At 55.3% G+C, this 16,561-nt stretch carries 7 protein-coding genes; 1 reads left to right on the top strand and 6 read right to left on the bottom strand.

Annotated elements, in window-relative coordinates; translation table 11 throughout:
* Nucleotides 1–215: 215 nt before the first annotated feature.
* From AMR42_RS15705 to rpsT, 6 genes are all read right to left on the bottom strand, one after another.
* The gene (locus tag AMR42_RS15705; RefSeq protein WP_099534593.1) at nt 216–3,308 is read right to left on the bottom strand and encodes an ARC6/PARC6 family protein; all 3,093 of its coding nucleotides are present in this window, start codon (nt 3,306–3,308) and stop codon (nt 216–218) included.
* A gap of 407 nt (nt 3,309–3,715) precedes the next feature.
* Complete coding sequence (locus AMR42_RS15700) at nt 3,716–7,735, bottom strand: DNA-directed RNA polymerase subunit beta' (protein ID WP_099534592.1); 4,020 nt, start codon at nt 7,733–7,735, stop codon at nt 3,716–3,718.
* A gap of 95 nt (nt 7,736–7,830) precedes the next feature.
* Complete coding sequence (locus AMR42_RS15695; protein ID WP_099534591.1) at nt 7,831–9,909, bottom strand: DNA-directed RNA polymerase subunit gamma; 2,079 nt, start codon at nt 9,907–9,909, stop codon at nt 7,831–7,833.
* A 99-nt stretch (nt 9,910–10,008) separates the two neighbouring features.
* The gene (gene rpoB, locus AMR42_RS15690) at nt 10,009–13,308 is read right to left on the bottom strand and encodes a DNA-directed RNA polymerase subunit beta (RefSeq protein WP_099534590.1); all 3,300 of its coding nucleotides are present in this window, start codon (nt 13,306–13,308) and stop codon (nt 10,009–10,011) included.
* A gap of 140 nt (nt 13,309–13,448) precedes the next feature.
* Nucleotides 13,449–14,258 (bottom strand): TatD family hydrolase, encoded by an 810-nt coding sequence (locus AMR42_RS15685; RefSeq protein WP_099534599.1) that lies wholly within the window; start codon nt 14,256–14,258, stop codon nt 13,449–13,451.
* 119 nt (nt 14,259–14,377) lie between these two features.
* Nucleotides 14,378–14,668 (bottom strand): 30S ribosomal protein S20, encoded by a 291-nt coding sequence (rpsT, locus tag AMR42_RS15680; protein ID WP_099534589.1) that lies wholly within the window; start codon nt 14,666–14,668, stop codon nt 14,378–14,380.
* A gap of 574 nt (nt 14,669–15,242) precedes the next feature.
* Here rpsT and hisD point away from each other — a divergent pair.
* Entirely contained in the window at nt 15,243–16,553 is a 1,311-nt protein-coding gene (hisD, locus tag AMR42_RS15675; protein ID WP_099534588.1) for a histidinol dehydrogenase, read from the top strand.
* Nucleotides 16,554–16,561: the final 8 nt, after the last annotated feature.

Genomic DNA, 16,561 nt, shown 5'->3' with positions numbered 1-16,561 from the left:
TTTAGATTCAACACTTCTGCTAGAAACCATAAATTAATTGAGGCGCTAGCACCTTTGGTATTACAAAAACTATCTACTCTAAAAAACTTGATATTAGTCTACTATCAATTCAGGGAAGATACATGAATTGATGGGACTTCTAGAATTCAAACATCAGCTCTTGGGTGTGGATAAATTAATGAGGTTAGCCTCTTAGTAATTAAGGTCTTAACCATTTACTGGTTCAGTATTTCGCGAGAAATTAATTTCCACCGACCATCATTTACTTCCAAGGTATACCGAATTTGAAAGATAGAAAACTGGGTCTGGTCTCCAGGAACTACTCGATTCTTTTCGTAAAGAGCCTTATCTTCAGCGATCTCTACTACGACTGAAACTTGACCGCCAGAAACAGAGTAGTCTCGAACTGATCTAATTTCTTGCAATCCATAGCTATAGTAAGAATTCGCATCACGCAGCTTTTGAATAGTTTCTATACCTTCTTCATAAAAAGACCCTGCTGCTAGTGACTCTAGTAATGCCGAATCATAAGGTGGAGCAAAAATTCTAGCTTTTGCTTGTAGCCACTGGCCAATCAATACTCTTGCTTCATCAGCTGATAGCATTGGTGCGCCAGGCATAGGTGAAGATGTTGTATTATCTTCAGTCGCTTCAGATGACCGGTTGCCTGAGGCAAGCTGAGAGATTTGGTATATGCCAGAACCAACTACTGAGACTGCAAATGTAGCTGCGATAGCTCCAAGCAAAAGAATCAGCCACGTGTTTCCTAGCAACCATGCGGCCCGCTCTAGGGATGGAGTTATTAATCTGGTTGATCTGTTTGGGCTATTTTTTAATCTTCCAAACACCCAACTCAATGAATTAGAGAAGGAAAATTGTTGGCGGTATAGCTCACCAAGAGTATTAGTAATAGATGTATAGTACTCATCCTGATTTAATGTCGCTAACCGGGGAACAAGCCTTCTCAGCAGGAAAGGCACTTGAGGAGACATAGACACAGGGATCAAGGAGTCATGAGATGTGGTCTCTGTAGCCCTGTCCTGACGTGGCTGCCAATCTCTTGCAGCAGCAGCTTCAAATTTGTCGAAGCTGTTGTACAGATACGACAGTGCCCTAATCGCTAAGCACTGTAGCTGAGGATTAGAGTCATCATTGACAACATCAAACAACCATATTTCAATCTCTGTAGGTACACGCTGACTATTATCAACGTAGCCTTGAAAATCAACTCCCGCCCATTCTCTCAATGGGTCTAACTCAGGAAGAGCCAAGCCATTCAGAGCATGGTTATTCTCACCAGAACCATCGTCAATGATGTGAAAAGAAAAGTCGCCATTAACATCTTCTGATCTCTGTTGGATGTAAATTTGACCAATCAATTGAGCTGCCAATTGCGGCTGTACCAGTCTACTGATAAGACCAGAAAAAGCTACCTTGAGAGATGAGAAGTTGCGACTAACTAAGTTGATGATTGCAAATGAAGCTGTCAATCTTTTGAAATAATCACTTTTGACGGTACACTTAGCAAGAAACTCAAACATCATTTCTAAAGTTATTGCCAAGTCTGATGCTTCATATCCAGCATCTATAGTGCGTACTGATTGCACAAAAAGTGTCAGAGCAACATGATTAGTTTTAGAAGGTTTACCATGTTCTAAACTTTGCTGAATCCAATTATTAGTAATTTTATCAACATCAGTCTTATTGTTATACCAAAGCTTGATCAGAACTGATGCAATGGGCCGGACGAGCGTTTCGTAAGCAGAAAATCTCTTTATACTTGGGGCAAGTTGCTCTAAATGATCTTCAAGTACATAGGGTAGAGTGACATCAAAAAAACGAACTCTCAAGAGAGAATTAGGTTGCTCTGCAACCTTACTAGCTAAGTTGCAAAAAATCTGCAAAAGATGGTTGTTAAGATTGTTAGGATTATCAAATCGAGATGATAATCCAACGCACAAAGCAACTGTACTCAGAATTTGATCTTCAGGTGAATTAGCAAACGACTCTTCTCCTTCACTTTGCATTAAGGTAGCAACTAATCTCCGAATTCGAGAGTTGTCTTGAGCATCGGAATACCATTTTTCTAGAGTCTCTAGCAGCCTTTTTTCTGGCTGGAGAGTCGTATATTCCTTAACTCTTGAAAATTCAAGTGCGCGCCAATTTGCTAAGGATTGAGCTGCTGCCATTTGTACCGGTAAGCTAGGGCTTGCAGCCAAGGCAAGTAAGTGGTCTTCTGCAATCCCTGCTGATAGAAGTACAATATTGCTGATCGATTCTGCAATAACTTCACGCAAATTGGATTTGTATGATTCCGATGGATATAGGTCGTTCCGATTACTGGCAATAGAATTTTTGACGAGGTTAACGAGCACAGGGAGCATAGAAAGAATTTGCCTGCGCTGTGTCCTCCATGCAGTGCTAAAGATAACCTGCCGATAGTCACGGGACACATTGAATCTCGATTGACCAGAATTTAGCTTTTCTGACTCATCAATAAACTCACTAATTGCACTACTTTCTTTGATGCCAAAGAAATCATCATAATCAAAAGCATGAAGCTGAGGAACTCTAGTAGTCCAACTTTGCTCAAAAACTTCCTCAAGAGATGCAAAAAATTGGTTTTCCTCAAGTCCTGCAAAACAAGCCAGCGCTATATGTAGTAGCTTTACCCTTGGATTGGTTTCCTGTTCATAGCGCGTTTGGATAATATTAAGATCATCACCAATCAAGAACTCTGAATCTTCTGGAAACTCTGAATCTTCTATTCTCCAGAGGGGAGGATTCAATGTCTCCAACGAGAGCAGATCTCTATTACCAGGACGAATCGAGATAAGGATATAGCCTGTTGAGGGGCGAGACTTCCACCAAGATGAATTAATGCGTTTTAAAGTGTGGATGGGCAGATTGTCTACAATAACAGCATCATCTTGGTTGGCTTCAATAGACAGAACGCTAAACTTCGCATCCTCAAATCTATGCTGCCAAACTTTTACCAGTGGTTTTTGAAGCCCTAGCTGACTTGAAGTAGTCTTCAATATAGACTTTAGAAGTAAAGCAGAGTCTACTCTAGAGCTAACGGATATAACTAGGTGGCGACTTAGTGATAACCTCTCTTGGGCAAGTGCCAAAATCTTCTCAGGAACTCTTGGCAGTTTAGAGTTTTTTAAATCAATCTCAATAAAACCAGTATCAGAATAGTTATTGACTGTATTACTGATAATACTCCCAAAATTATGACCCAGGATTTTATTACCGGCCACGTTATCGCCAGTTCCGAAATGATTTTGGGTAATGTCGTTGGCCATGAGTCAGTTATTGTTAGAGATTTGGTTTTAGATAGAGATACCAAGCACGAGCGGATTTCAGTCCAAATAGAGTCATACGCCAGTCTATCACTAAATTAGTCAAGTGTCATTATCTCACCATGATTAAAAATTCTTGCGAGATCATGATTTTCACTTTTTGCCAGGGACAGCTTTTAACTGATTCTCTCAGAGGTAATCAGGAAAGATTAAGACTCTACCTGTCGAAAGGTCTGATAAGACTATGATGTAACTTGATGAACTTAGTTTTTCCACCTAGATTGATTCTAGCTAGCTATACACAAAAAGTCCACATTGCCAAGAAGGCAATGTGGACATCCAGCGATTCTTACTCGGAAGTTGTCTCTATGAACAACTGCCACAATGGCAAGTAGATTGATTGGGACAACTTAATCGTCGTCGTCGAAATCTTCGCCGCCGTCGGTGTAGCTCTCTTCCTCTTCCTCATCGCCGCTACTGGTGTAGCGGCTGCCGTAGCTGCCGCCGATGTCCTCATCATCGATAATCGCCGGATTGCGACCCAGGCCATAGGCCGCCTCAGCGCCCAGGTCGATCGTCCCTTCCAGCTCATAGGCCCGCGCCGTGCGATCGTCCAGCACCACATCGGCCAGCTCTCCATCGTCGCCGTAGAGCGGATCGGTCAGGGTGTAACCCGTGGTTTCGTAGGGGCTAATTTCATCCACCAGGCCTTCTTCGTAGGCATTGAAGCCCGTACCCGCCGGAATCAGACGACCGATGATCACGTTTTCCTTCAGGCCACGCAGCCAGTCGGATTTGCCCTCGATCGCCGCTTCCGTCAGTACCCGCGTGGTTTCTTGGAAACTGGCCGCCGAAATGAAACTGTCCGTGTTCAGCGAAGCCTTGGTGATCCCCAACAGCACGGGCGTGTAAAGGGCCGGAGCCGCGCCGGTAATCGACATGGCTTCATTCACCCGCTCCACCTGTTGCAGTTCCACCAACTCACCCGGCAGCATTGTCGTATCGCCACCGTCATCGATCCGCACCTTGGAGGTCATCTGTCGCACAATCACTTCAATGTGCTTGTCGGAGATTTCAATCCCCTGGGACTGGTACACGGACTGCACTTCATCCACCAGGAATTTTTGCACCCGCTGCAAGCTGTCGAGGGCCGCTTCGTAGGGCGACATCAACTCCGCATAGTAGTTGTAGAAGATTTCCAGGGTTTCGTGGGGGTTGGCCGGGCCGTCGGTCAGCGGTTCCGCCACGTTCGCCGTTTGGCCATCGACCACCTGCACGTTTTGACCGGCTCGAATTGGGTATTCCGCCAAAGTGCCATCGTTCTCGATGATCTTGACTTCCACCGTGTCATCTTCCCCATAGACCACTTGGGCCGTACCAGGACGACGGGCCAACACGCAGGCTTCCTTGGGCTTTCGGGCTTCCAGCAGTTCCTCAATCCGGGGTAGACCCTGGATGATGTCTCCGGTTTTGGTGCGCTCAAACACCAGCAACACCAGGTTGTCACCCCGCTGCACCAAGTCGCCATCGTCAATGTGCAACACGGCTTGGGAGGACACGCGGTAGGGGCGTGCCACCCGCAACACCAGGTGATCTTCCCCGATCGACAGGACTTGGCCCGATTCGGCGCTGACCTGGCCGGGCGCAATTTCGCTCTTGCCCGCCACCACCAAGTCATCCACTTTGACGGTCGGGGTTGCCTGGGTCGCCACGGTCACCTGATCGGTGGGGCGCATGATCAGCAAACGCCGCAGGCTTTCCCCGTCGCCGCGAATGCCGCGCACTTCCCCACCGTCTTTGGCTTGGATTTCGGTGCGGGCCACCACGGCTCCCGGATCCACCCGATCGCCATCCTTCACCAGCAGGCGCGTGTGGGTGCTGCCCTGGGTCGGATCCGCAGACACATCCCGCCGCACCACCAGGGATTCCAAAATCACCAGTTGCAGGCGCTTGATGTCTTCGTCCGTTGGATCATCCACCAGTTCAATATCGGCGGCCAACTGCGGCGTGCCCTTATCCATTTCCAGGATCAGTTGGGTGCGCAGCAGGTCAATCCCTTCCACGGACTTAACCCGCTCACCGTCCTTGAACGGAATCCGCTGAACGGCCCGCAGTTTGATCGATCGCCCGGCTTCTTCGGCGGAATCTTGGCTTGGCACGGCCGGCTCATCGGGCACAGTGAATTCAATCACCGGCCGCAGCAACAGGCCCGACCCTTCCGGCGTTTCCACATATTCCACGCAAACCAGCTCTTCGGCCGGCAGCCCCGGAATAATGTCTTGACCGGGGGTGATGATTTGCCCATCGACGGTGGCCACCAAGTCCGGATCATCGACCATCCGCAGATCACCGGGCTTGATCGAAATTTCCCGCAGAATGTCGTTCTTTTGGATCACTTCCACGATCCCGGCGCTTTGGCAGAAGATGTCTTTGACGATCTCAGTGCCCGCTTCCACATACTGGCCGTCTTCCACCATCAACAGGGAGATGTCCTTGTTGATTTCGTGGGTTTCTTCGGGAATCCAAAGCAGCGTGCCCCCTTGGAGCACTTCATAACCCTGTTTGCCCTTGGCTTTTTTGGCCACTTCCACGCCGGAGTAGCGCAGAATCCCGCCAGTGCTGGTGCGGTAGTGGTCGTCAATCAGCTCAGCCACCACTTGGTTGTGCAACACCTTGGTGCCGGGGGTGGCAATCAGGGAGAACAGTTGTCCCCGATCGGTCTCAATCAGGTAGTGATCGCGACCTTGGGCGCTTTCGGTGCGGATCCGAGCTTCGTTCAGCAACACCGAGGCGGTGATAATTTCAATTTCCCGGCTGCCGGCCTTACCGTCGGCTTCGGCCACCTCGATCGGGAGGCGCACCACCCCGCCATGCTCCGTCACCAATCGGGTTTCCGCCAGGATGCTGTTGGCCTCTACCACGCTGCCATTTTTGACCGTGGGTTCAGCCCCCGGCGGCAGGTTGTAAACTTCCCCAGACAGCACCCAAATCAGCCCACTCCGCTGAGCAATCCGGGTGGTGTTGCCTTGGCGGTCTTTTTTCTCTTCGGGATAGACTCCATCGAACAGCACCTCACCGGCCATGTCCGAAGGCACGTCCTTGGTGGCTTTTTCGGTGGATTTCCGGGTGGTGCGCCCTTGGGCCTGCACCTCCACCAGCATTTGACCCAGCTTCACTTCTTCACCGCTGCGGGCAATCAGGATCGAACCTTGGCTAGCTTCGAAGGTTTCCTTTTTGCCACCGGCTTCCACGGTGAGTTTGGTGGGCGCTTCCAGCAACAGGGCATCTTCCCCGTGGCGGGTGCGGAAGGAGCGGGCGCGCAGGTTTTTGGGATATTTGACCACCCCATCAAAGGGCGCACGAATCTGACCGGCCACTTCCCCGGTGAAGACCCCCCCCGTGTGGAAGGTGCGCATGGTGAGCTGTGTCCCGGGTTCCCCGATCGACTGGGCCGCGATAATCCCCACCGCTTCACCCATGTCCACCATGCTGCCGTGGGCCAAGCTCCAGCCATAGCACTTTTGGCAGACCGATCGGGCCGCTTCACAGGTCAGGGGCGATCGCACGATCACCTCTTCCACACCCGCCGCTTCGATTTCCTTGGCCAACTCATCGGAAATGTCTTGGTTGCGGGCCGCCAGCACCTCGCCGGTTTGCGGATGAACCACATCCACCGCCACCACCCGACCCAACAGTCGGGAGCTAATTGGAATCAGGATTTTTTCATCGTCGGTCATGGCCCGAACCGGGATCCCCCGTTCCGTGCCGCAATCGGTTTCCCGAATGATCGTGTCCTGGGACACGTCCACCAACCGGCGCGTTAGGTAACCGGAGTCCGCCGTACGCAACGCCGTGTCCACCAACCCCTTACGCGCCCCGTAGGAGGAAATGATGTATTCGGTGACGGTCAGCCCTTCGCGGAAGTTAGTTTTAATCGGCAAGTCGATGATTTCCCCTTGGGGGTTCGCCATCAAGCCGCGCATCCCCACCAACTGGCGCACCTGGGACAGGTTCCCCCGCGCTCCCGAGAAGGCCATCATGTAGACGGAGTTCAGGGGATCGTTGGATTCAAAGTTGCGCACCACCTCATCTTTCAGGTTTTCGCTGGTGCCGTTCCAGGTGTCGATTACCTTTTGGAAGCGCTCCACTTCCGTAATTTCCCCGCGCACATATTTGGTTTCTGTGCGGCGGATTTCCTCTTCGGCGGCTTCCAGCAGTTGGCGCTTAATCGGCGGAATTTGCAGGTCATCGACGCTAATCGAGACCCCGGCACGGGTGGCGAATTTAAAGCCCAGATCCTTCAGGGCATCGGCAAGCTGGGAGGTGCGGGCCGTTCCATAGTGGGTAAAGGCCCAGGCAATCAGGTTCCGCAGTTGACCCTTACGGATCACGCGGTTGTAAAAGATGGGTTGGGTCGGTTGGTCAGCCATGATCGGTTCGATCTTGTTGCGGTGATGGGGCCAAGCAGGGAAAAGCGATCGCCCCGATCGGGGCCAGGGCCAACGGGGCGATCGCGCAGGCTGGATTAGCCGATGCTGAGGACAGCCTGTTGAATCGTTTGGTTCAGCAAAATGCGACCCGGCGTGGTGCGGATGTATTGGGCCAGCAGTTCACCATCGCACTCGCGCCGAAGGCTGAGGGGGCGGCGGGTCTTTTTGCCCAGGGTGATGGTGGTGGCGGTGCTGCCTGCGGGAATCGTCACCGACTCGGCCGGCTGGGCCACGCGAATCGTCACCTGCTCCGGCGTAATCCGAATCACTTGCCCCGTGGCGGGCGCACTCACACCGGCCGCCAAAGCCGTGCCTTCCACCACCACATGGCCGTTGTTAATCACGGGGGTTTCACCATTCAGGGACACATCGATGGTGTCTTCACCCACCATCACCCACTGCTCCCCAACGCCCTCGTCATGCTCCACGGGGCCGTTGTACTGCACCCAAACATAGGTGTGGAGGCCCACCTTGCCCCGATCGTAGGCGATCGTCGCATCATCCAGGCTGGCAAAGTAGCGCAGCACATCGGCCTTCTGGTTCGGGTTTTCGGCCGTTAGGTAGTAACAGCCCAACACCATGTCTTGGCTAGGGGTAATAATCGGGCGACCCGTAGCCGGGGACAGCACATTATTAGAAGCCAGCATCAGCAGGCGCGCTTCGGCCTGGGCTTCCAACGACAGGGGCACGTGTACTGCCATTTGGTCACCGTCAAAGTCCGCGTTGAAGGCCGGACAAACCAACGGGTGCAACTGAATGGCACGCCCATCCACCAAGATCGGTTCAAAGGCCTGAATCCCCAACCGGTGCAGGGTCGGAGCGCGGTTCAGCATCACCGGGTGGCCGTCAATCACCTCTTCCAACACATCCCAAACGGCGGGGTCATTGCGCTGGATCATCTTCTTGGCGGCCTTGATGTTGTTGACCAGGCCTTGCTTGATCAGCCGGTGAATCACAAAGGGCTGAAACAGCTCGATCGCCATTTCCCGGGGCAGACCGCATTGGTGAATCTTCAGATTCGGCCCGACCACGATTACGGAACGGCCGGAGTAGTCCACCCGTTTACCCAGCAGGTTTTGGCGGAAGCGGCCCTGTTTCCCTTCAATGATGTCCGACAGGGACTTCAGGGGGCGGTTGTTGGCTCCCACCACCGTCCGACCGCGCCGACCGTTATCAATCAGCGCATCAACGGCTTCTTGCAACATCCGCTTTTCGTTGCGGACAATGATTTCCGGAGCCAGGATCTCTTGCAAGCGAGCCAACCGGTTGTTGCGGTTAATCACCCGACGATAGAGATCGTTCAAGTCCGAGGTGGCAAACCGCCCCCCATCCAACTGCACCATCGGTCGCAGGTCGGGCGGGATCACCGGAATCACATCCAGCACCATCCACTCGGCCTTGGCCCCGGTGGCCACAAAGTTGTCAATCACCCGCAGGCGCTTGATCAACTTGGCCCGCTTTTGCCCCTTGGCCGTGGCAATTTCTTCCCGCAGGCGCTCGGCTTCCTGCTCCAGGGGAATATCCTGCAACAGGCGCTGAATCGCTTCGGCCCCGATGCCCACTTCCACGCCTTCGAGATCCGAGTCATCGGCGTAGAGGCGATCTTCAATTTCAATCCACTGCTCTTCGCTCAGCAGTTGCTTGTAGCTGAGATCCGCCGCATTGCCCGGATCGAGCACCACGTAGGAGTTGAAGTACACCACCTGCTCCACATCGCGCAGGGGCATATCCAACAGGATCGCCATGTAACTGGGGATCCCCTTCAGATACCAAACGTGGGTGACGGGGGCCGCCAGTTTGATGAAGCCCATCCGGTGACGACGCACCCGCGATTCGGTCACTTCCACGCCGCAACGTTCGCAGACAATACCGCGGTGGCGCACCCGCTTGTATTTGCCACAGTGGCATTCCCAATCCTTGGCGGGGCCAAAAATCCGCTCGCAGAATAGCCCGTCCATTTCGGGCTTCAGGGTGCGGTAGTTGATCGTTTCGGGCTTGGTCACTTCACCGACGATTTGACCGTTGGGCAAGGTACGCTCGCCCCATTGGCGAATCCGCTCGGGCGAGGCGATGCCGATCTTTACGTAGTCAAAGCGCTGCTTGAGTTTCGACATGGTTGTTCGGTGACGGTGGGCAATCAGCAGGCAAACGGGATTGGGTCGATCGCCCCAGACAGAGGATTCAGGGGGCGATCGATCCGCAGAACTCACACCTTACTCGTCGTCAAACCCTTCACGGGCAAACACTTCGTAAGTGGGACGGGTGGGCGCACGGCGAACGCCGGGGATATCGATCATCAGGTCTACCTCCACATCGCGGCTGGTGCCGTCGTCTTGGATTTCGCTCTTGTGGACGGCAATATCCAAGCAGAGGGATTGCAATTCGCGCATCAGCACCTTGAAGGATTCCGGCGTGCCAGGGCGCGGGATCGCTTTGCCCTTGACGATCGCGTTGAGGGCTTCGTTACGGCCCTGCATGTCGTCGGACTTGACCGTCAGCAGCTCTTGCAGGATGTAGGCGGCCCCAAAGGCTTCCAAGGCCCACACTTCCATTTCCCCGAACCGCTGACCGCCCTGTTGAGCCTTACCGCCGAGGGGCTGTTGGGTCACCAGCGAGTAGGGGCCGGTGCTGCGGGCGTGGATCTTGTCATCGACCAAGTGGACGAGCTTCAGCATGTAGCCCTTGCCGACGGTGACGGGGCGATCGAACGGTTCCCCTGTCCGGCCGTCATAGACCGTGATTTTGCCGGGATTTGTCGGCTCAAACAGCCAGTCCTTGCCGGTTTCGTCGCGGGCTTCCTGCAACTTGCCATGCACCGCCAAGCGGGAGGCTTCTGCCCCGTACATTTCGTCAAAGGGCGTGACCTTGAAGCGCATCCCCAACTGCTCACCGGCCCAACCCAGCAAGCACTCAAACACCTGACCGACGTTCATCCGGGAAGGCACCCCCAGCGGGTTCAGCACCACATCGACCGGGCTACCGTCGGGCAAGAAGGGCATATCTTCCACGGGCAGGATCTTGGAGATGATCCCCTTGTTGCCGTGGCGACCGGCCATCTTGTCGCCCACTTGGATTTTCCGCTTCTGGGCCACATAAACCCGCACGACCATGTTCGCGCCGGGAGGCAGCTCGTCGCCCTGTTCTCGGGTAAACACCCGCACATCGACGACGCGACCCTTTTCACCGTTGGGCACGCGCAGGGAGTTATCGCGCACGTCCCGGGCTTTTTCACCGAAGATCGCTCGCAACAGTTTTTCTTCCGGCGGTTGATCCGATTCACCCTTGGGCGTGACTTTCCCGACCAGGATGTCACCGGATTCCACCCAAGCGCCGATCCGGATGATGCCGTGCTCGTCCAGTTGGCGCAGGGCATCTTCGCCCACGTTGGGAATTTCGCGGGTGATTTCTTCGGGGCCGAGCTTGGTTTGGCGGGCTTCAATCTCGAATTTTTCGACGTGGATCGAGGTATAGACATCCTCGGCCACTAGGCGCTCACTGATCAGGATTGCGTCTTCGTAGTTGTAGCCTTCCCAGGGCATGTAAACGACGGTGACGTTTTGCCCCAGGGCCAGTTCGCCGCCTTCCGTGGAAGAGCCATCGGCCAGCACTTGCCCGGCCACCACGCGCTCGCCGCTGTAGACCAAGGGCCGCTGGTTAAGGCAGGTGTCCTGGTTCGATCGCTGGTATTTTTGCAGCTCGTATTCCAGGATGTTGCCGTCTGGATCCTTGACGCGGATTTCCTTGGCGGACACGTAGACCACTTCCCCGGCGGTGCGGGAAACGATCACCATCCCCGAGTCACGGGCGGCCTGGGCTTCCAAGCCAGTACCCACCAAGGGGCGCTCGGGCCGCAACAGGGGCACGGCCTGCCGTTGCATGTTCGATCCCATCAGGGCCCGGTTTGCGTCGTCATGCTCCAGGAACGGAATCAGGGAGGTTGCCACCGAGATAATCTGCACCGGGGAAACAGCGATGTAGTCCACCTGATCGGGACTGGTGGTGGTGAATTCCTGGCGGTAGCGCACGGGCACCGATTCCCCAAGGATGTAGCCGTTTTCGTCCATGGGCACATCCCCAGGAGCTACGCGCACATCGTCCTCTTCGTCGGCGGTCATGTAGATCGGTGAGCGATCGAGCCGGACGCGGCCATTTTCCACCGGGAAGACCGGGGTGGTGATGAAGCCGTAGGGATTGACGCGGGCATGGGTGGCCAGGGAGCCGATCAGACCAGCGTTGGGGCCTTCTGGCGTTTCGATCGGGCAAATCCGGCCATGGTGGCTGGGGTGAATGTCGCGCACCGCGAAGCCCGCCCGCTCCCGGGTCAGACCGCCGGGGCCGAGGGCACTCAGACGGCGCTTGTGGGTCAACTCCGCCAGAGGATTAGTCTGATCCATGAACTGGGACAGTTGGCTGGAGCCGAAGAACTCCTTAATCGCCGCCACCAGAGGTTTTGGGTTGACCAAAGAAGCGGGCGTTAGGGAATCCGCATCGGATACGGTCATCCGCTCGCGAATGATCCGCTCCAGCCGGTTAAGGCCCACGCGCACTTGGTTTTGCAGCAGCTCACCCACGGAACGCACCCGGCGGTTACCCAGGTGGTCGATGTCGTCGGTGCTGCCCAGGTCAAATTCCAGATTGATCAGGTAGTCGATCGCCGACAGAATATCCTGCGGGGTCAACACGCGCACCGTGTCGGGAATATTCAGGTGCAGCTTGCGGTTGATCTTGTAACGGCCCACTTTGCCCAAGTCGTAGCGCTTGGGATCAAAGAAGCGCGAATCTAACAGTTGCTGACCACCCGAAACCGTCGGCGGTTCGCCCGGTCGCAGCTTGCGGTACAGCTCCATCAGCGCTTCTTCTTCCGAGAAGTCGCCTTCTTTTTCGATCGTCCGTTGGAAATATTCCGGGTGACGCAGCCCATCGAGAATTTCTGCCGTCGTCCAGCCCAAGGCCTTCAGCAGCACTTGGGCCGACAGTTTGCGGGTCTTGTCGATCCGCACCCAAACCATGTCGTTTTTGTCGGTCTCAAACTTCAGCCAAGCGCCCCGGTTGGGAATCAAGCTGGCCGAATAGGTGCGGCGACCGCTCTTGTCAATTTCAAACTTGTAGTAAACACCGGGGCTACGGACGATCTGATTCACGATCACCCGTTCCGCGCCGTTGATGATGAAGGTTCCCCGTTCCGTCATCAGGGGCAGATCGCCAATAAAGACTTCTTGCTCCTTGATTTCGCCGGTTTCTTTGTTGATCAACCGGGTCGGCACATACATTTGCACCGAATAGGTGGCATCCCGCCGCTTGGCTTCATCAACGTCGTATTTGGGCCGCTTCAGCTTGTAGTTTTTGCCGATGAAGTGCAGCTCCAACTTGCCGGTATAGTCCGTGATCGGGGAGAAGCTATCGAGTTCTTCGATCAGGCCTTCTTCGAGAAACCAACGGAAGCTGGCCCGTTGAATTTCAATCAGGTCGGGCAGCAGAAACGAAGGGGTCGTGGTCGCGAGTTTGTCGGTCATGCGTCTCCTGGGGGCGGTGATGCCAAGTGCAAACCCGTTGGCAGATGGAACGCGGGCAGCAAAACAGCAGCAAAACAACGGTGACCGGGCTTGGCAAGGGGCAAATCGCAGGGGCGATCGCCCGGCCCGGCTGCGGGGCCCTAGGCGAGGGCCAGGGCGGGAACGGTGGGTTCGATCGACTGGGGCAGTCGGAACAACTGGCGAGCATTGGCGCTGGTCTGCTCACCCAGGGCGATCGGGTCAAGATTCCGCAGGGCGGCTACCTGGTTGAGCACCGAAACCACGTAGGCCGGTTCATTGCGACGACCGCGATGGGGAACGGGAGCCAAAAATGGGCAATCCGTTTCCACCAACAGGCGATCGAGCGGCACAACCTTGGCGGATTCCTGAATGTCTGGGGCATTCTTGAAGGTGACCGTGCCGCTGAAGCTAATGTGAAACCCAAGCTCCACAAACTGCAATGCCTGCTGAGGGGTACCTCCCCAGCAGTGCAAAACTCCCGCCGGACAACCCGGGCGATCGCGCAGAAACGCAAGCATTTCCTCAGCAGCGTCGCGGCAATGGATGATCACCGGCAGACCCAAATCGCTGGCCAAATCAAGCTGGGCCCCAAAGGCCGCCAACTGCACTTGATGGGCCGTTGATTTATAGAAGTCGAGACCGGTTTCACCAATGGCCACCACCTTCGGATCCGATTGAGCCAAGGTGCGAATTTGCTCGCCCAACGCCTCTTGCCACTGATGTTCCGCCTCCAGTGGGTGTAGCCCAACGGCGAAAAACACTTCAGGGCAAGCCTGAGCGATCGCCTGAATCGCCCCAAACTCGCCCGGATGCACACAAGCGTGAACCAACGCGTCAACGCCGGCCGCCAACCAACGCTGGCGAACGGCGCTGAAATCATCACTAAAGTTGGGAAAATTAACGTGAACGTGCGTGTCGATCGCTTTCACGGCGCGTTTACCCACCTCGACTACGGCTAAGGGTTAATGCTTGGGATCTCAGCCCAGCAGTCTCAGTCAGCGATGGACAACGCACCAAGGGTGGCGAGGCCCCATCGCCCAACCAACCCTTAAGCAGCGACAGCCTTCTTCAGGTAGCTGGCCAACTTCGACTTTTTGCGCGCGGCGTTGTTGCGGTGATAAACACCCCGCTTCACGGCCTTGTCAATTTTGCTGGCAGCGTTGGACAGATTGGCTTGGACAGCTTCCAGGGCTTCCGGCGAAGGGTTAGCCGCGTAAGCATCCACCGACGACAGATATTTCTTGGTCAGGGTTCGCACCGCCGACTTATAAGCTTTATTACGCAGTCGATTACGCTCTGCGATCTGAACGCGCTTGATTGCAGACTTAATATTAGCCACGGTCGATCTCTTAGGATTTCGATTGCAACGTTGACACTAGATTCCCATGCCGGGGCAAGGGGGACACCCAAACCAGAGGATTTGGGTTCTTGCTTGTTTCTCGTGGTCGAGTCTTCCGCGCCTTCGTTCTAGGATGAGACCAGGAAAAGTCTCAGGGTCGCTCCGCAGGCTGACACCGCTACAATGAGCGGTCAAGAAGCATCGGCACTGGTTCCTTGGGCCTGGTGAGTCGTGACGCTGGTGAGCAAGAAAAAATTTCGGCTCTGGCAGTCACCCTTTGGCAAGGCTGGACAAGGAGAGATTGGACGGTGTTGGAACTGCCCGGCGATCCATAATAACACCCACTGCCGGAACTCGTGCAAAGAACTCCGGAATTTTGTTAAAAAATGTTTTAATACTCACCGCATTAGCCCAGCGATCGCGCCAGAATCCCGATCGCTTTTTAAGCCTTGCTCTCAGGAGCCAAGGTTTTCAGGCTGCCGAGTGTTTCTATAATGATGACTACGCCGATCTCGTCGGTAGCCACGGGGCGCTGCGAGGTCGCCGAATTGGACGACCAGGACGCGAAGACTCCATGTTGCGAATTATTACCGAATTGGCCGAGGCCCGGTCGGAGCTACGGCGGATTTGCGATCGCACCCACGATGAGCAGGTGACGCATAAGGAAGCCACCGTGCGTCAGATCCTCCAAACCGTGAAGCGCCAAGGCGATCGGGCCTTGCTAGCCTACACGGAAGAGTTTGACAAGCAGATTTTAACTGCCGAGCAACTTCGCGTCACGGGGTCGGAACTGGATGCGGCCTACCAACAGGTTTCCAAGGAACTCCTGTCGGCGATCCAACTGGCGAGCCGACAAATTGAGGAGTTTCACCGGCTGCGCGTTCCCAAAAGCTGGGTGCAATTTGGCGATCGAGATGTGGTCTTGGGCAAGCGCTACACGCCGGTCGATCGCGCCGGTCTCTACGTTCCCGGTGGGCGGGCTGCCTATCCCAGCACCGTGCTGATGAATGCGATTCCGGCCAAGGTGGCCGGGGTAGAGCGAATTGTGATGGTGACCCCGCCGGGGCCCGGGGGTGCTTTGAACCCGGCCGTGCTAGTGGCGGCCCAAGAGGCGGGCGTGACGGAAATTTACCGGGTGGGCGGGGCCCAGGCGATCGCCGCCCTCGCCTACGGGACGGAAACGATTCCGAAAGTGGACGTGATCACCGGCCCGGGCAATGTTTACGTGATGTTGGCCAAGGGGCAAGTCTACGGCACGGTGGGCATTGACTCCCTCGCTGGGCCCTCAGAAGTGCTCGTGATTGCCGATCGCACCGCTGACCCCACCCACCTGGCTGCCGACCTGCTAGCCCAGGCTGAGCATGACCCCATGGCCGCCGCAATCCTGATCACCACCGATGGCGACCTGGCCGGAAAGGTAGTGAACGAGGTCAAGGATCAACTGGCAGATCATCCTCGGCGGATTGATACGGAAAAGGCGATCGCCCATTTCGGCCTGGTCGTCGTGGTGGAAACGCTGGAGCTGGCGGCGGAATTATCCAACGAATTTGCACCGGAACACTTGGAATTGGAAGTGGCGGAACCCTGGGATCTGCTGGAGCGGATTAAACATGCCGGAGCCATCTTCCTGGGCCACTCCACGCCGGAAGCAGTGGGCGACTACCTCGCGGGCCCCAACCACACCCTGCCCACCTCCGGCGCAGCCCGCTATGCCTCGCCCCTGAGCACGGAAACCTTCATGAAGCACTCCAGCATCATTTCCTATTCCGCCGGGGCCCTGTCGTCCGTGTCTTCGGCGGTGCAGGCATTGGCGGAAGCGGAGGGTCTGCCGTCCCATGGCTATTCCGTGAAGGTGCGCACCGATCGCCCCAGTCCCGAACGATAGGGGGGATC

The organism is Limnothrix sp. PR1529 (assembly GCF_002742025.1).
In the GTDB taxonomy this organism is placed as follows: domain Bacteria; phylum Cyanobacteriota; class Cyanobacteriia; order CACIAM-69d; family CACIAM-69d; genus CACIAM-69d.
This window is presented reverse-complemented; position numbering and strand designations above follow the sequence as displayed.